The following is a 16613-nucleotide window of genomic DNA, read 5'->3' on the forward strand; positions in this document are numbered from 1 at the left end:
CTGCCGGGGATGCCCAGCTTAGGGGCGGATCCCGGTATCCGCGCCCCTGATCGGTACACGGAGGACGGTCGCGGTCAGTTCACGACCAGGCGGGGATCCGCGGCACGTCGCCGTCGAGGTCTTCGCCGCCGGAACGCCCGCTCAGCCAGGCCAGGAGCTGCCCGCTCGTGCCGGTGACGGTCGCGCCGGGGGCGGCGCCCATCGTCCACTCCCCGATGCCCTCGGCGACCAGGCGAAGCGCGGGCAGGTGCGCGCCCCGGGAGGTGATCGCGTGCTGGACGACCTCCCCGGCGAGCGGGCCGAGCAGGCCCAGGACGCGGTCGAGGTCGTAACCCCGGCCGAGGTCGGCGAGGTGGATGGTCAGCTCGGACACCCGCATCCGCGCGACGACGGCCCCGCTGACGGGCGCGCCCTGCCGGTTGCGGGCCTCCCGCGCCCAGGCGTCGTCCGGCATCCCGGCGGCGTACTGCTCGAAGCGCGCGGCCGAAGCGACGAAGTCGGCGAGGATGTCGGCGGCCCCGCGCTGGGCCCCGGCTTCGATGTCCGCTTCGCGAGCCTCGGGGCTGGCGTACATCGGCGTCTCGACGCCGGTGTTCGCCCAGGTGAGGAGATTCTTGAGGCCGTCGGCGTTGCGCGCGACGTGCGCGAGGACGTGGGCGCGCGACCAGCCGGGCAACGCGCTGGGCGCGCGCAGTTCGGGCTCGCCGAGGCCCCCGATGGCCCGCGCCCATTCGTCATCGAGCTTCCGTACCCCGTCGAGCAGCGCGTGCGCTTTTTCGGATGCCGTCGTCACGGCCCCGAGTCTAGGACCGCCGCAGTGCCGCCGGGGCGTCCGCCGGGACCGCGGGGTTCTTCGGCGCCACCGGCTCCAGGCGGACGTACGACGCGTCCTGCGGAGGCCGCTGGTCCGCCTCGCCCTTGTTCGGCCAGAACGAGAACGCGCGCTCGGCCTGGGCCGTGATCGTCAGCGACGGGTTCACGCCCAGGTTGGCCGTGATCGCCGCGCCGTCGACCACCGACAGGCCCGGGTAGCCGAACACCCGGTGGTACGGGTCGATCACACCCTCCTCGGCGGACGCGCCGATGGGGACGCCGCCGATGAAGTGCGCGGTCAGCGGGATGTCGAAGATCTCGCCCCACGTGCCGCCCGCGATGCCGCCGATGCGCTCGGCTGTGCGCTGGTTGGCTTCGTGCCCGGCCGGGATGAAGCTCGGGTTCGGCTCGCCGTGCCCCTGCTTCGACGTGTACTTGCGCCGGCCGAACAGCCCGCGCTTCGTGTACGTCGTGATCGAGTTGTCCAGGCTCTGCATCACCAGCAGGATCACCGTGCGCTCGCTCCAGCGGTAGCCGTTGAGCATCCGCGCCGACTGGACCGGGTGCTTCAGCAGGAACCGCACCAGCTGCTGCCAGCGCGGCACCGGCGACGCGCCGTCGGTCGCGATCGTCTGCAGCAGGCTCATCGCGTTGCTGCCCTTGCCGTAGCGCACCGGCTCGATGTGGGTGTTCTCGTCCGGGTGGATCGACGACGTGATCGCGACCCCGCGGCTGAAGTTCCGGCTTTCGTCGACCTCGGTGCGGGCCGCGCCGATGATCGCCTCGGAGTTCGTCCGGGTCAGCTCCCCCAGCCGCCGCGACAGCTTGGGCAGCGCGCCCGTGTCCTTCATCTTGTGCAGCAGGTTCTGCGTGCCCCAGGTGCCGGCGGCGAAGACGACCTTTTCGGCCGTGATCGTCGTCCGGAAGCGCTTGGACGTCGTCCCGGTCTTCTTCAGGTCGATCTCGTAGCCGCCGCCGACCGGGCGCACGGACGTCACCGTCGTCAGCGGGATGACCTTCGCGCCGTCCTGCTCCGCGAGGTAGAGGTAGTTCTTGACCAGCGTGTTCTTCGCGCCGACGCGGCAGCCGGTCATGCAGGAGCCGCACTCGGTGCAGCCGGTGCGCGCGGGCCCGGCACCCCCGAAGTACGGGTCCTTCGCCCGCTCCCCCGGCTTGCCGAAGTAGACGCCGACGGGTGTCGCGTGGAAGGAATCGGCGACGCCCATGTCCTTCGCGACGTCGCGCATCACGACGTCCGACGGGGTGATCGTCGGGTTCGTGACCACGCCGAGCATGCGGCTGGCCTGGTCGTAGTGCGGCGCGAGCTCGGACTCCCAGTCCGTGATGTGCGACCACTGCCGATCCGCGTAGAACGGCTTCAGCGGCCGGTACAGCGTGTTCGCGTAGACGAGCGACCCGCCGCCGACCCCGGCGCCGGCCAGCACCATGACGTCGTTGAGCATGTGGATGCGCTGGATCCCGTAGCAGCCGACCTGCGGTGCCCACAGGTAGCGCTTGAGATCCCACGACGTCTTCGCGAACTCGTCGTCGGCGAACCTCCGGCCCGCCTCGACGACGGCTACCCGGTAGCCCTTTTCGGTGAGCCGCAGCGCCGCGACGCTGCCGCCGAACCCCGACCCCACCACGACGACGTCGTAGTCGGGGCCACCCGCACTGGTGGTGGTGTTACTGGCAGTCACACCTTGAGCCTAACCCGGGGTGCTCTTCCTGACCAGAGGTAAGTTACTGACGAGTCACCCGTTTTGGCGCATCCATCGTGACGTTTGTGGGTAATTATCAAAGTGCTCGATGTCCACGAACGGCGAGACCCGCCGGCGGGACACGATTTCCGGGAGGGACCACGATGATCCCCCACCAGCTCACCGGTTGGCGCAAGTCGAGCCACAGCCACTTCGAAGAGAACGCCTGCGTGGAGATCGGTTCCGCGCCCGGCGCCGTCGGGGTGCGGGACACCAAACAGCCGGCGCCCCGCCCGATCCTCGTCTACTCCGAAGAGGCCTTCGCCGCGTTCCTCGCCCACGTCACCGGCGGACGGTGAGCCCCACCCGCTGGAACTCCTTGAGGTCCGAGTAGCCCGTCTTCGCCATCGCACGACGCAGCGCCCCGAAAAGGTTCACCACGCCTTCCGCGTCGGACGACGGCCCGAACAGCAGGGTTTTGAGGTCGACGGCGTAGTCCGGCCCGGCCGCCACGCGCGAGCGCGGCAGCGACGGGTGCGCGGCCGCCGCCGTCCAGTAGAGGCCCTGCCCGGGCGCGTCCGACGCGGCGGCCAGCGGTGAGCCCAGCATGACGGCGTCCGCACCGCACGCGATGGCCTTCGCGATGTCGCCGGAGACCGTCATGCCGCCGTCCGCCAGGACGTGCACGTAGCGGCCGCCGGTCTCGTCGAGGTAGTCGCGGCGGGCGGCCGCGGCGTCGATGATAGCCGTCGCCATCGGGACGCCGATGCCGAGGACGCGGTCGGTGCTCGTCACGCCCGGGGTGTAGCCGTGGCCGACGATGACGCCGGCGGCGCCGGTGCGCATGAGGTGCATCGCCGTGCGGTAGTCGCTGACGCCGCCGGCGATCACCGGCACGTCGAGGCGGCCGATGAAGTCCTTGAGGTTCAGCGGCTCGGCCTCGCGCACCACGTGCTCGGCGGAGATGATCGTGCCCTGCACGACGAGGATCTCGACGCCGGCCGCGATCAGGTCCGGGGTCAGCTCGGCGGCGTGCTGCGGGCTGACGCGCGCGGCGACCGTGACGCCGGACTCGCGGACGGTCTTGATCGCCTCGGTCAGCAGGTCGAGCCGGATCGGCGCGGCGTGCAGCTCCTGCAGCACGCGGCCGACCGCGGTCGGGTCTTCGAGGTCCTCGGCCGCGCGGACCAGCTGGAAGATGGCGTCCTCGACGTTCGCGTGCCGCGCCCAGAGCCCTTCGGCGTTGAGCACGCCCAGGCCGCCCAGCTCGCCGACGGCGACCGCGGTGCCGGGCGAGACGATCGCGTCCGTCGGGTGCGTGACGAGCGGCAGGTCGAAGCGGTAGGCGTCGATCTGCCAGGAGGTGGACACCACCGAAGACGACCGGGTCCGCCGCGACGGCACGATCTCGACGTCGTCGAGGTCATAAGCCCGCCGCGCGGTGCGGCCCATCCCGATCTCGACCAGGTCCCGCACGTGAAGCCTCCTCCGACGACGACAATCTGCCGTGCCCCATTGTCGCTAGTCCGCGTGGGTGACTCGCGCACGGGGGTTGGAACAGCGGCAGTACCGGCGGGACAGCCCTCTCGAAGCGCTCGCCGGACGCCGTGCGGAGGACGAGGTCGTCCCGTGGCCGGTCGACTCGTCCACGTGCCGGCCCCGCGTCTCGACAGGGGCTGCTTCCCGCCCGGTCGGCTACACCCGCACGAACACGGCGACCGGCGCGAGCAGTGCCCCCAGCGCCAGGGCCAGCCAGGTCGCCACCGGTGGATAGACGTTCAGCCGGACCGCGCCGAAGTAGATCGCGCCCAGGGCGAGCAGGGCCGCGCAGATCAGCAGCACCGGCCGCACCACGCCCGGGCGCAGGTCGATGACGCCACCGCCCGCGCGGAGGTAGGCGATGCTGCCGTCCGCCGTCGAGACGTCGAGCGCGACCGGCTGCCCGGCGGGCAGGTCGAGGTCGGGCCCGACGGCCGTGACGCGGTAGAGGCGGTTCCCGGCGTCGACCGCGATGGTGTGGCTGACCGCGTCTTCGTCGCCGCCGACGGGGAGCGCTCCCTGCTCGTGGGACACGATGTGCCCGTCGACGCGGAAGGTGGGCGCGTCGCGGCCGGCCAGCACCTGGCACATCAGGCAGACGATCCCGCCCAGGAACAGCGACACGAGTGCGACGGCCGTGAAGAACACCGTGCGCAGCACGCGCGTGAAGCGGCTGATCGTCATGCCGTTCAGTGCACACCACGACGGCCACGCAAGGCGATAGGCCGATTACCGTAAGCACTGTGGGTCACGGTGACTCAGCGGGAAACCCGCACTTCGGACCGGTCCGAGGTGCGGGTTCCGCTGCTTCCGGTAGTCGGCGACTTACCTCGTCGTGTAGTTGGGGGCCTCGACGGTCATCGTGATGTCGTGCGGGTGGCTCTCCTTGAGGCCGGCCGCGGTGATCCGGACCAGCTGGGCCTCCTGCAGCTCGGCGATCGTGTTCGCGCCCGCGTAGCCCATGCCCGAGCGCAGGCCGCCGACGAGCTGGTGCACGACGTTGGCCAGCGGCCCGCGGAACGGGATGCGGCCTTCGATGCCTTCAGGGACCAGCTTGTCCTCGCTCAGCACGTCGTCCTGGGCGTAGCGGTCCTTGGAGTACGACTTCGCCTGGCCACGCGACTGCATCGCACCGAGCGAACCCATGCCGCGGTAGACCTTGAACTGCTTGCCGTTGACCAGGATCAGGTCACCGGGCGACTCGGCGGTACCCGCCAGCAGGCTGCCCAGCATGACCGTCGACGCGCCGGACGCGATCGCCTTCGCGATGTCGCCGGAGTACTGGATGCCGCCGTCGCCGATCACCGGGACGCCCGCCGGGCGGCACGCCTGGTCGGCCTCGTAGATCGCGGAGATCTGCGGGACGCCGACGCCCGCCACGATCCGGGTGGTGCAGATGGAGCCCGGGCCGACGCCGACCTTGACGCCGTCCGCGCCCGCGTCGACCAGCGCCTGCGCACCCGCCCGGGTCGCGACGTTGCCGCCGACGATGTCGACCGCGTCGCCGAGCTCCTTCTTCAGCAGCGAGACGGTGTCGACGACCGCGCGGGAGTGCCCGTGCGCCGTGTCGACCATCAGGACGTCGACGCCCGCGTCGGCCAGCGCCATCGCGCGCTTGTGGCCGTCCGGGCCGACGCCGACCGCGGCGCCGACGATCAGGCGGCCGTCCGGGTCCTTCGTCGCCTTCGGGTACTGCTCGGTCTTCACGAAGTCCTTGACCGTGATCAGCCCGCGCAGCTTGCCCGCGCCGTCGACGATCGGCAGCTTCTCGATCTTGTGCCGGCGCAGCAGGCCGAGTGCGGCGTCCGCGGACACGCCGACCTGGGCGGTGACCAGCGGCGCCTTCGTCATGACCTCGGACACCGGGCGGCTGTGGTCGACCTCGAACCGCATGTCGCGGTTGGTGATGATGCCCACCAGCGTGCCGGACGCGTCGGCCACCGGGACCCCGGAGATGCGGAACTTCGCGCACAGCGCGTCGACCTCGGCCAGCGTCGCGTCGGGCGAGCAGGTGACCGGGTCGGTGACCATGCCCGCCTCGGACCGCTTCACGACCTCGACGGCGGCGGCCTGTTCGTCGATCGGCAGGTTGCGCTGGAGCACGCCGATGCCGCCCTGGCGGGCCATGGCGATGGCCATCCGCGCCTCGGTGACGGTGTCCATCGCGGCGGAGACCAGCGGGATGCCGAGGGTGATGTTCCGGGTCAGCCGCGTGCCGGTGTCCACCGCGCTGGGCACGACGTCCGATTCCGCCGGCAGCAGCAGCACGTCGTCGAAGGTCAGGCCGAGCATGGCGAACTTGGCCGGCATGGGGGCGGTGATGCCGTCGCTGGTCATAGCGGGTGAAGGGCCTTCCTGGCGCGGGATGAGCGGGGTCGCTGTGGCGACTCGGAGCCTTCCCCTCATGATATCCGCCGCGTGGGCCCGGCCCGGGCGGTGGGCGAGCCGCGGGGGCCGCCCGGTACCGTGCAGGCCGTGGCGCATGATGTCCTGCCTCCAGACCCGTTCGCGGACGATCCGGACGACCCGGCCCGGGCGTTCCTCGTCGACGAGGACCGGCTGGACGAGCCGATCAGCGACCAGGAACGCACGGAGCTGCTGGCCGACCTCTCCGATCTGGCCGTCTACCAGGCACTCCTCGAGCCTCGCGGAGTCCGCGGGATCGTCGTCGACTGCGGTGAGTGCGACGAACCGCACTACCACGACTGGCACCTCCTGCGGGCCAGCCTGGAGCAGCTGCTGGCCGACGGGCGCATGCGCCCGCACGAGCCGGCCTACGACCCGAACCCCGGCGACTACGTGAGCTGGGACTACTGCCGGGGCTTCGCCGACGGCGTGACGGCCAACGAAAGCGCCTACTGAACCTGCGAAAAGGCCCTGGTGAGCTTGCTCACCAGGGCCTTTTCGTGTGTTGAGGTCTTCTACTGGCCTTCGCCGACGCTCTGCCCGCCGACGGAGGACTCGCTGCGGCCCGTGTTCGTGCCGGGGTCGTTGCCGCTCGCGGCCGTGCTGCTCGGCGGCGGCTCGGTGGTCGGCGGCGGCGGTTCGGTGGTCGGCGGCGGGGGCGTCGGGGTCGGCGTCCCGGTGCCCGGCAGGCTGGTGGTGCCGCTGCCGCTGCCCGGGATGGACGTCGCCGAGCCGCCGGCCGGCGGCACCTGCGTCGACGAGGCTCCGCCGGGCGGGACCTGCGGCGAGCTGGTCTGGATCGGGCCCTGGACCGGCGCGTCCGGGTGCTGGAGCTGCGCGGCGAGCTGCCGGTGCTGTTCCATCAGCTGGTCACGGTTGTCTTCGTCGCTGACCTGCGACAACGCGGCCTGGGCGGCGTCGAGGGCTTCGCGGGCGGCGTCGAGGTTGCCGCCGGCGATGGCCAGGTTCGCCTTCTCGAGGTCGAGCTTCGCGTTCGCGGCGGCCTCGACCGAGCGGGTGTGATCGGAGTACAGGACCTTCGCCAGGCCCCACAGGGTGTCGCCGGGTTGTGCGGAGCGCGCGGCCAGCCCGGTGCCGGTGAACGCGATCGCCAGCACGGCGGCGGCGACGGCGACCGGGACGAGCAGCCTGCGGCGGCGTCCGCTCGAAGCGTGCCGCTTCGCGAGACTCGCGGTGGCGACGGTCCGCACGGCGGTGTCGACGTCGACCAGTTCGGCCAGGGGCTCACTGTCGATGTCTCTTCGCCACGCCACCAGCAACGCGTTGAGCTCCTGGTCGCCGAGACCGTCGGCGAGCGCCGGGTCGGACCCGCCGAGCGCGTCGAGCAGCGCGTCGTCCGCTTGGACCGCCGACAGATCGGCGGCGAACTCCGCCTCCGACGACGACAAGCCATTGCCGAACACGTCTTCGGGCTCGTAGCCCTTCTCGTGACCGGTCACTCAGATCACCTCCTCCGCGGCCAGGACCTTTCTCAGCCGCGCGAGGGCGCGGTGCTGGGCGACGCGGACGGCACCGGGGGTCGAGCCCACGGCGTCCGCGGTCTCCTCCGCCGACAGGCCGACGACCACGCGCAACACCACGATCTCCCGCTGCTTGTCCGGCAGCACCTTCAACAACTGGGACATCCGCTCGTTCAGCTCACCTTGCAGCGCCCGCTGCTCGGGACCGACCCCGACTTCGATCTCGTCGGGGATTTCGGCCACCGGCTCGGCACGGTTCCGTGCCGCCGCGCGGTGCGCGTCGGCCACCTTGTGCTGGGCGATCCCGTAGACGAAGGCCAGGAACGGACGGCCTTGGTCGCGGTACGAGGGCAATGCCGTTAGCACCGCGAGACACACCTCCTGCGCAACGTCGTCCGCCGAAGCGAAGGATCGCTCCTGCCTGCCAACCCGGGCGCGGCAATACCGCACTACCAGTGGACGGATAGCAGCCAGCAACCGCTCCACTGCCTGGGGATCTCCCTCGACAGCAGCGGCGACCGGTTCATCCAGTCCATCCCCCACATTGGCCATCGCAGACAACAGTCCCAGTGTTACGCGTAGGTGTGCAAAGAACCCGGCCCGTGGTCGCCTCCGCCTCGAACCGGTGACCGCTACCGTACCTTCGGCCCGCCGCGGACCGGCGCGCGCGGTGCTCCCCGGCGCGCCGCACCGCCTGGAGGCGCGGAAATACGGATCATCGTGCGAACCCGCGGTCGATGTCGCCGGCTCAACGAACGAGCCGCGTCACGGGTTACGAATTCCGTCGGAGGGACGGGTGCCGGGACGGGATTTCGTCCCGGGGGCTGCCCGAGTGGGCGCCGGAGTGTGATGGGGACCACACAGGTACGGGCCAGGGCGGGTGCGCCCTGGCCCGTCGTCACCTGTATTCCGGCCGTGTCAGGATCGGGGAGAAGCCGCGAGAACGGGTCAGCTGACCAGGCCGCGACGGAAGCCGTGCGCCACGGCCTGCGCGCGGTCGCGCACGCCGAGCTTGCGGAACAGCCGCCGGGCGTGGGTTTTGACCGTGTCCTCGGACAGGTAGAGCTCGCGGCCGATCTGGCCGTTGCTCTTGCCCTGGCTCATCCCGCGGAGCACCTGAAGCTCGCGCTCGGTCAGCTGGACGCCCGGGTCGGACGGCTGACGGGGCGCGGGCACCGAGGTGCTCGCCAGGGTGTGGGCCAGTGCGGCGACCAGCTCCGGCCGGGACGCGTCCCAGCGGAGGTAGCCACGGGCACCGCCGGCGATCGCGGCGGCGATGCTGCCCGCGTCGTCGGGGGCACCGAAGACGATGACGTTCGCCTGGGGGTTCGCGGAGACGAGCCGTCGAGTGGCTTCGACACCTGTCGGAACCGCGCGTTGCGTTCCGACCAGCACGACGTCGACGGGCTGACGGGAGTACCGGGCCAGCAGCTCGTCACCGTGCGCTACGCAGTCGATGCGACTGACCCCAGGGACCGCGGACATCACTCGGGTGAGCCCTTCACGGACACTGCGTCGGTCGTCGCAGATCAAGACCGTCGTCACGGGGTTTCCTTCCTGCAGCCGGGTGACATTCCACTTCCCCTATCGGACGCTTTAGCCCGAACCTTGACACGATCCGGTGGCTTTTTTTGAAGTTTCTTAGCCCGGATGCCGGAACACCCCATTCCGACGGCTCAACCACCCCGGGCGGGGACCCATGGTGATTCCTCCGCGATCCTCCTCCCGCAAGGATCTGCGCTTCGTAACACTGCGTGCAACACCTCTGCCACTCTGAATCGATACTCCTCGGCGTGTCCTGGGCGCAGGTCGGCCATGACGAGGGCAGCCGGCCACAAAAGTGAAAGCAGTTCGCATTCCTCGGCGGCCGCCATTGCCTTTCCGACAAGACCGTCCGAAATGTTCTGGTGATCGGGAGCCCCGGCGGCCCGCAGGGCCACGGCCAGCACAATCCCGGATTTCACCGCGTGCCGCCGCGCACCGCGGGCCTGGGCGGTTTCGAAAGCGCGCTCGGCGTGCGGCACGGCGTCGGCGCCCTGACCTGCGGCGAGCTCGATCTCGGCCCCGACCCAGCCCCCGCGGACCCGGGTTCGCCACCCGGCGTCTTCGGCCGTTGCACGCTCGGCGAGCCTCCGCGCGGCCCGGAGCCGCCCCAGGGCGAGGTTGTCGGCGGCCAGGCCGAGGAGGGCATCGGCTCGGGCGCCGGCCGCGTCGAGACCGTCGGGGTCCGGGTCGCTTTCCAGGCCGGTCGCTTTCGCGAGGGCCTCGCCGTCGAGGGCGCGGGCTTGCCGGTGTCCGCCCAGCTGCCGCCGGTGCGCGGCGAGGGTGCTGGCGGCGAGAGAGGCGAGGAGGGGGTCTCTTTCCCGCCTGAGGACGTCCAGGAGAGCCGCGGCGGCGGCGTAGCGGCCCTGGGCGCCGAGCACGATCGCGGCCAGCAGCCGCGCCCTGGGGGTACCGGCACCGCGCGTGACGGCGGGATCGGGCAGCGGATGGCTCCCGAAGGCGGCGGCGCGGAGGGCGGGTTCGTGCACCCGTCCTTTCTAGCGGTTACCACCGACAAGATCAGGATCTTGGCCGAAGTGGGCCTCACGGAGGGCTGGGTCGGCGGGCCGGGCCCAGGTGGCGCGGTGTCTTGAATGACTCATTCACCTCGTCTGGCGACATGAATGAGTCATTCAAGACGTTCGAGCCGCAGCCGACCGCGCGAGCCGGCGGCGCCGCCCCGAGGCCGGGAGCGAGCTATTCGCAACGTTCGTCCGCAGGTGCCCGCCCGCCGACCAGGACGTGCTCGATCCTGTCCGCCGCTCCCGGCAAGTCGGTCAGCAGCTCCACCTTGTCCGGCAGACCCGCCGGATCCCATCCCGGACCGCACGCGAACAGCCGGCTGCGCTGCCTCCCCCGCGTCACCCGCGCGAACAGCCGCGTGTCCGCCACTCCGCGCCGGTGCGCCCACAGCACCACCGCCGCCGGGGCGCTGCGGCGGACCGCCACCGCCAGTACCTCCGCCGGCAGCGGTACCCCGAACAGCTGGGCGCCGATGCCGCGGCCGGCCAGCGAAGCCGCCAGTGCGTACATCGGCATCGAGTCGCGCTCTTCCGGGACGCAGCCCAGCAGCACCGGGCGCGTGTTGCGTGGCTCGTCGAGCACCGGGGTCGCGCGGACCAGCGCCGCGAACACGCACTCCGCCAGCAGGTACTCGACCTCCGCACCCGCGCTCGCGCCGCGCCAGCGGGCCCCCAGTGCCGACAGCACCGGCTCGATCACGCCCGTCCACGCCGGGAGGACGCCGAGGTCGGTGATCGTGTCCGCGAGCATGCGCTGGACCGCGCCCACGTCCATCGCGAGCGCCGCCGTGCTCAGGCGGCGGGCCAGGCGGGAGCGGACCTCGAGGCCGTCGTCGGCACCGGAAACCTCCGGGGGTTCGCCGGGTTCCTCCGGCTGGGGCGGGCCGGACCGCGGCATCTGCTCGAGGGCGTAGCGCGCGGCTTCAGCCGTCGACGCGCCGCTCAGCAACGCCCGCTGCATCAGTTCGAGCCGGCCGATGTCGGAGCTGCCGTAGCGGCGGTGCCGGCCGTCGGTGTGCCGGCTGGGGCCGAGCCCGTAGCGGCGGTCCCACGTTCGGAGGGTGGACGGGGCGACCCCGAGCCGGCGTGCGACCGATGCCACCGGCAGGGTGGGTTCTTCGGTACCCGACCCAGCTCCCACGAGCCTCAATATCCAGGCACCCAGCGCAGTCGGCAACCGGAGGCGAAACCCCTGCTCACACATCCGGGGGATGCCTAACGGCTGAATCGAGCCGGATCGCTTGAACAACTATTGGCGCGCTTCTAACGTTACCGCCGTTGCACCGAATGGAGTATCGGCACCACAGCAGAGCAGCTAGCGGCATCGACCGAATGACGGAGGCGGTCAGGATGGCAGACACGCGCAGGCTCCCAGGACCCAACGCCGACATGTGGGACTGGCAGCTCGAAGGGTCGTGCCGGGGGATGGACAGCGCGTCCTTCTTTCACCCGGACGGCGAGCGCGGCCCGGCGCGGGCACGGCGAGAGGCCAGAGCGAAGGCGGTCTGCCTGAGCTGCCCCGTCCTGGAGATGTGCCGCAGCCACGCGTTGGCGGTGCACGAGCCCTACGGCATCTGGGGCGGGCTCTCGGAGTCCGAGCGCGAGCACCTCATCAAGTCCGACAAACGCGCGCTCAGCATGTCCGGCGGCTGAGCGCCCCACAGACAACGGAGGGCGGCACCGGGTGGGGTGCCGCCCTCCGTGCTGTCCGGAGCCGCCCGGGCCCCGACGCGAAGCGGGGCGGCACTCCCGAGGGAGTACCGCCCCGCTTCCGTCGAAATCAGTGCGAGTGGCCGTGGCCCGCCGCGGCGGGCTCTTCCTCGGCCGGCTTCTCGACGATCGACGACTCCGTCGTCAGCACGAGACGCGCGATCGAGGCGGCGTTCGCCACCGCGGACCGGGTCACCTTGACCGGGTCGACGATGCCGGCGGCCAGCAGGTCGGTCAGCTCGCCGGTGGCGGCGTTGAAGCCGTGCCCCCAGCTCTGCTCGCGCACCTTGTTGACGATGACCGCGCCCTCGTGGCCCGCGTTGGTCGCGATCCAGAACAGCGGGGCGGACAGCGCGTCCTTCACGATGCGCACGCCGGTGGCCTCGTCGCCTTCGAGGCCGAGGCCGCCCTCGAGCTCCTTGACCGCGTGCACCAGCGCCGAGCCACCGCCGGGCAGGATGCCCTCTTCGACGGCCGCCTTGGTCGCCGCCACGGCGTCCTCGATGCGGTGCTTGCGCTCGTTGAGCTCGGTCTCGGTGGCCGCGCCGACCTTGATCACCGCGACACCGCCGCCCAGCTTGGCGAGCCGCTCCTGCAGCTTCTCGCGGTCCCAGTCGGAGTCGGTGCTCTCGATCTCCTTGCGGATCTGAGCGATCCGCGCCTGGGTGGCGTCCTTGGTGCCGGCGCCGTCCACGATGGTGGTGTCGTCCTTGGTGACGACGATGCGCCGCGCACTGCCGAGCGAGCCGAGGTCCGCGTCGGCCAGCTTCATGCCGATCTCGGTGGAGATGACCTCGCCGCCGGTGACGACCGCGAGGTCGTCCAGGAACGCCTTGCGGCGGTCGCCGAAGAACGGCGCCTTGACCGCGACGGCGGTGATCGTCTTGCGCAGCGAGTTCACCACGAGGGTGGACAGCGCTTCGCCGTCGACGTCCTCGGCGATGATGAGCAGCGGCTTCTTGGCCTCGACGACCTTCTCGAGCACCGGCAGCAGCTCGGCGAGCGACGAGACCTTCTCGCGGACGAGCAGGATGTAGGCGTCCTCGAGGATCGCCTTCTGCTCCTCCGGGTTGGTCGCGAAGTGCGCCGAGAGGAAGCCCTTGTCGAACTGGACGCCCTCGGTGATCACCAGCTCGGTCGCCAGGGTCGACGACTCCTCGATGGTGATGACGCCGTCCTCGCCGACCTTCTCGACGGCTTCGCCGAGCAGGGCGCCGATGTTGGCGTCGCGGGACGTGACGGTGCCGACCTGGGCGATGTTCTCGCGGCCCTTGACCGGGGTGGCCTTGGCCTTGAGGACCTCGATGACCTTCTCCGCGGCGGCCTCGATGCCACGGCCGATCGAGGTCGGGTTGGCGCCGGCCGCGACGTTGCGCAGGCCGACCTTCACCAGCGACTGCGCGAGCACGGTGGCGGTCGTGGTGCCGTCGCCGGCGACGTCGTTGGTCTTGGTGGCGACGCTCTTGGCGAGCTGCGCGCCGAGGTTCTCGAACGGGTCGTCGAGCTCGATCTCACGGGCGACGGTCACGCCGTCGAGGGTGATGGTCGGGCCGCCGAACTTCTTGTCGAGCACGACGTGGCGACCGCGCGGGCCGAGGGTCACCTTGACCGCGTCGGCGAGCTTGTTCACCCCGCGCTCGAGCGCGCGACGAGCGTCCTCGTCGAAACTGATCTGCTTGGGCATAGCGTGTTCCGCTTACCTTTCGGTGGGTCCAGAACGCACGAACGCCCCGCTCCCCGGCGTTGTGCGGGGCCCGGGGCGTCATGCGCTGCGAGCGGACGTCAGTTGATGACGGCCAGCACGTCGCGGGCGGACAGGATGAGGTAGTCCTCACCGTTGTACTTGACCTCGGTGCCGCCGTACTTGGAGTAGATGACGACGTCGCCGACGTTCACGTCCAGCGGGACGCGGTTGCCCTTGTCGTCGATCCGGCCCGGGCCCACGGCCAGAACCTTGCCCTCCTGGGGCTTCTCCTTGGCGGTGTCGGGGATGACGAGGCCGGAAGCGGTCGTCTCCTCGGCCTCGCTCGTCTGGACAACGATCTTGTCCTCGAGCGGCTTGATGTTCACGCTCACCGGGTTGACCTCCACGGTCGTCGAAAGCGTTGGCAGGATGTGGTTACGGCTCTACCACCCCCGCCGTCGCGGGTGCCGGGGCTGTCGGGCCGTGCGATTAGCACTCTAGCCACGTGAGTGCCAGTCGTGCAAGGAGGGTGCACCCAACGTGCGGAAAAGCCCCGGCCGACGAGCTGACCGGCAGTTTTGTTCCGCGAACCCGGCACGCAAGGACAGACGCCCCCAGACGGCCTGGACCTCCCCCACCCCTCGTCCCAGCCGCAGTCAGCACCGGAGAGCCGGGGTCAAGGGTGAGCGAAGCACGAAGCGACGCCGAAGGCGCCCTTGAGGCCGGCTCTCCGGTGCTGAACAATCGAAGACGAGGAGCGGTCACCACTCTTACCCCTGGCATGAGTTTCTGGTTAGGTTCTCACGTCTGGCACCTGAACCCTGGGGGTTTATGCCCATGTCCGCCCGTTCCCTCCCGAGAGCCGCGGCGCTCCTCGCCGCCGTCACGCTCCTCACCGGCCTCGCCACTCCCGCCCAGGCCGACACCACCAGTCAGCGGCAACGCGACTTCGCCGCCGCCGCGGCCGAGTTCGGGGTTCCGCAGGACGTCCTGCTCGGCGTCTCCTTCCTGGAGTCGCGGTGGGACTTCAACGGCGGGACGCCCAGCACGTCCGCCGGCTACGGCCCGATGCACCTCACCGACCTGCGTGAGGCCGGCGTCGCCTCCTCTCACCACGACGAAGGCACCGAAGACCCGCGTGGCGACGACGCTCGCCCGGCACTGCACCCGAAGGCCGGGCCCGCCACGCCGCCGCAGGGGCTGCAGACCATCGACGAGGCCGCGCAGCTCATCGGGCAAAAAACCGAGACCCTCCGCACCGACGCCACCCAGAACATCCGGGGCGGGGCCGCGCTGCTCGCGAAGTACCACGCCGGGCAGACCGGCTGGTACGACGCCGTCGCGCGGTACAGCGGGTCCACCGGAGACGCCGCGCGGACCTTCGCCGACGAGGTCTTCGACACCATCAAGAGCGGCATGAGCCGCACCACCGACGACGGCCAGCAGGTCAGCCTGGCGGCGGCCCCCGAGCTGAAGACCCCGCAGCACGCCGGGAACCCGGCGAACGTCGAGTGCCCGCGGACCGTCACCTGCGAGTCCGTTCCCGCTCCCTACCAGGAGCTGCCGAACGACGACTACGGCAACCACGACCTCGCCAACCGGCCGGTCAGCCAGAAGATCGACCACATCGTCATCCACGACACCGAGGGCTACTGGGACAACGTCCTCGAGATGGCCCAGGACCCGACGTACGTGAGCTGGCACTACACCATCCGCTCCAACGACGGCCTGATCGCGCAGCACGTGCCGACCAAGGACGTCGCCTGGCACGCCGGCAACTGGTACGTCAACGCGAAGTCCATCGGCATCGAGCACGAGGGCTTCGCCGCGAAGGGCACCTGGTACACCGAAGCGATGTACCGCTCGAGCGCGAAGCTCGTCGGCTACCTCGCGCACAAGTACAGCATCCCGCTCGACCGGGCGCACATCATCGGCCACGACAACGTGCCGGGCACGGTCCCGTCGACCATCGCGGGCATGCACTGGGACCCGGGCCCCTACTGGGACTGGTCGCACTACTTCGACCTGCTGGGCGCGCCGCTCGGCGGGTTCGGCCTGCCCGGCTCGTCGCTGGTCACCATCGACCCGGACTTCGCGAAGAACCAGCCGGTGTTCACCGGGTGCGACGGGCCCGGCACGGCGTGCGCGCCGCGGGGGTCCGAGGCCGTCGTGCTGCACTCGCAGCCCAGTGAGACGTCGCCGCTGCTCGTCGACATCGGCCTGCACCCGGCCGGCACGCCGTCCACCACGGACGTCTCCGACGTCGGCAGCCGGGCCGCGACCGGGCAGCAGTACGCCGTCGCCGAAGTCCGCGGTGACTGGACGGCGATCTGGTACCTCGGGCAGAAGGGCTGGTTCCACAACCCGCGCAACGCCCGCGTCGCGAAACCCGCGATCGGCTGGGTCGTGACGCCGAAGCCCGGGCTGGCGACGGTGCCGGTCTACGGCCGCGCCTACCCCGAGCCCGAGGCCTACCCGGCGAACGTGACCGTGCAGGCCATCACGCCGCTGCCGTACACCCTGTCCGCCGGGCAGAAGTACTCCTCGGCCGGGACGGTCGGCTCGGAGTACTACTCGGCGACCACGTTCGACCCGGCCGACCACGTGGTCGTGAAGGGCAAGCTGAAGTACGTCCAGATCCAGTTCGGGCACCGGATCGCGTTCGTCAAGGCGGACGACGTCCGGATCCAGCCCGCGTTCTAGCCGAAGGCGGAGG

Annotated in this window: 16 protein-coding genes; 4 read left to right on the forward strand and 12 right to left on the reverse strand. The window is 70.9% G+C overall.

The annotated features are described in order from the left end of the window. Window positions 1-79: 79 nt before the first annotated feature. Window positions 80-793, reverse strand: a complete 714-nt coding sequence (locus AB0M83_RS34325) for a maleylpyruvate isomerase N-terminal domain-containing protein (protein WP_364523459.1) — start codon at window positions 791-793, stop codon at window positions 80-82. A gap of 10 nt (window positions 794-803) precedes the next feature. Then, complete coding sequence (locus AB0M83_RS34330; protein ID WP_364523461.1) at window positions 804-2513, reverse strand: GMC family oxidoreductase; 1710 nt, start codon at window positions 2511-2513, stop codon at window positions 804-806. Between the two features lie 164 nt (window positions 2514-2677). On the opposite strand from AB0M83_RS34330, the gene AB0M83_RS34335 reads away from it, so the two are divergent. After that, a complete protein-coding gene (locus AB0M83_RS34335) occupies window positions 2678-2872 on the forward strand; it encodes a DUF397 domain-containing protein (RefSeq protein ID WP_364523463.1) in 195 nt (64 codons plus the stop codon). Here the strand turns inward: AB0M83_RS34335 and AB0M83_RS34340 are convergent. The 3 genes from AB0M83_RS34340 to guaB form a co-directional block, all read right to left on the reverse strand. Next, a complete protein-coding gene (locus AB0M83_RS34340) occupies window positions 2856-3989 on the reverse strand; it encodes a GuaB3 family IMP dehydrogenase-related protein (protein ID WP_364523465.1) in 1134 nt (377 codons plus the stop codon). The genes AB0M83_RS34335 and AB0M83_RS34340 overlap by 17 nt on opposite strands. A gap of 219 nt (window positions 3990-4208) precedes the next feature. Then, complete coding sequence (locus AB0M83_RS34345; protein ID WP_364523467.1) at window positions 4209-4736, reverse strand: hypothetical protein; 528 nt, start codon at window positions 4734-4736, stop codon at window positions 4209-4211. A 141-nt stretch (window positions 4737-4877) separates the two neighbouring features. Further along, the gene (guaB, locus tag AB0M83_RS34350) at window positions 4878-6389 is read right to left on the reverse strand and encodes an IMP dehydrogenase (RefSeq protein WP_364523469.1); all 1512 of its coding nucleotides are present in this window, start codon (window positions 6387-6389) and stop codon (window positions 4878-4880) included. A gap of 129 nt (window positions 6390-6518) precedes the next feature. Between guaB and AB0M83_RS34355 the strand changes: the two genes are divergently transcribed. Further along, complete coding sequence (locus AB0M83_RS34355; protein WP_285459698.1) at window positions 6519-6914, forward strand: DUF5319 domain-containing protein; 396 nt, start codon at window positions 6519-6521, stop codon at window positions 6912-6914. Between the two features lie 59 nt (window positions 6915-6973). Here AB0M83_RS34355 and AB0M83_RS34360 read toward each other — a convergent pair whose 3' ends face one another. The 5 genes from AB0M83_RS34360 to AB0M83_RS34380 form a co-directional block, all read right to left on the reverse strand. Further along, on the reverse strand, window positions 6974-7918 hold the full coding sequence (locus tag AB0M83_RS34360) for an anti-sigma-D factor RsdA (RefSeq protein ID WP_364523471.1): 945 nt from the start codon (window positions 7916-7918) through the stop codon (window positions 6974-6976). Then, complete coding sequence (locus AB0M83_RS34365; protein ID WP_364523513.1) at window positions 7919-8491, reverse strand: sigma-70 family RNA polymerase sigma factor; 573 nt, start codon at window positions 8489-8491, stop codon at window positions 7919-7921. Between the two features lie 396 nt (window positions 8492-8887). After that, a complete protein-coding gene (locus tag AB0M83_RS34370) occupies window positions 8888-9484 on the reverse strand; it encodes a response regulator transcription factor (RefSeq protein WP_003073605.1) in 597 nt (198 codons plus the stop codon). A gap of 131 nt (window positions 9485-9615) precedes the next feature. Further along, entirely contained in the window at window positions 9616-10470 is an 855-nt protein-coding gene (locus AB0M83_RS34375; RefSeq protein WP_364523472.1) for a hypothetical protein, read from the reverse strand. Window positions 10471-10678: 208 nt separating this feature from the next. After that, window positions 10679-11644, reverse strand: a complete 966-nt coding sequence (locus tag AB0M83_RS34380; RefSeq protein ID WP_364523474.1) for a MerR family transcriptional regulator — start codon at window positions 11642-11644, stop codon at window positions 10679-10681. Between the two features lie 191 nt (window positions 11645-11835). On the opposite strand from AB0M83_RS34380, the gene AB0M83_RS34385 reads away from it, so the two are divergent. After that, entirely contained in the window at window positions 11836-12156 is a 321-nt protein-coding gene (locus AB0M83_RS34385; RefSeq protein WP_026468909.1) for a WhiB family transcriptional regulator, read from the forward strand. A 127-nt stretch (window positions 12157-12283) separates the two neighbouring features. Here AB0M83_RS34385 and groL read toward each other — a convergent pair whose 3' ends face one another. Continuing rightward, window positions 12284-13897 (reverse strand): chaperonin GroEL, encoded by a 1614-nt coding sequence (gene groL, locus AB0M83_RS34390; protein ID WP_364523476.1) that lies wholly within the window; start codon window positions 13895-13897, stop codon window positions 12284-12286. A gap of 98 nt (window positions 13898-13995) precedes the next feature. After that, entirely contained in the window at window positions 13996-14289 is a 294-nt protein-coding gene (groES, locus tag AB0M83_RS34395; RefSeq protein ID WP_004559922.1) for a co-chaperone GroES, read from the reverse strand. A gap of 439 nt (window positions 14290-14728) precedes the next feature. Here groES and AB0M83_RS34400 point away from each other — a divergent pair, with 439 nt between their 5' ends. Then, on the forward strand, window positions 14729-16600 hold the full coding sequence (locus AB0M83_RS34400; protein ID WP_364523478.1) for a peptidoglycan recognition family protein: 1872 nt from the start codon (window positions 14729-14731) through the stop codon (window positions 16598-16600). Window positions 16601-16613 lie beyond the last annotated feature (13 nt).

It is taken from the genome of Amycolatopsis sp. NPDC051106, from assembly GCF_040682775.1.
In the GTDB taxonomy this organism is placed as follows: Bacteria; Actinomycetota; Actinomycetes; order Mycobacteriales; family Pseudonocardiaceae; genus Amycolatopsis.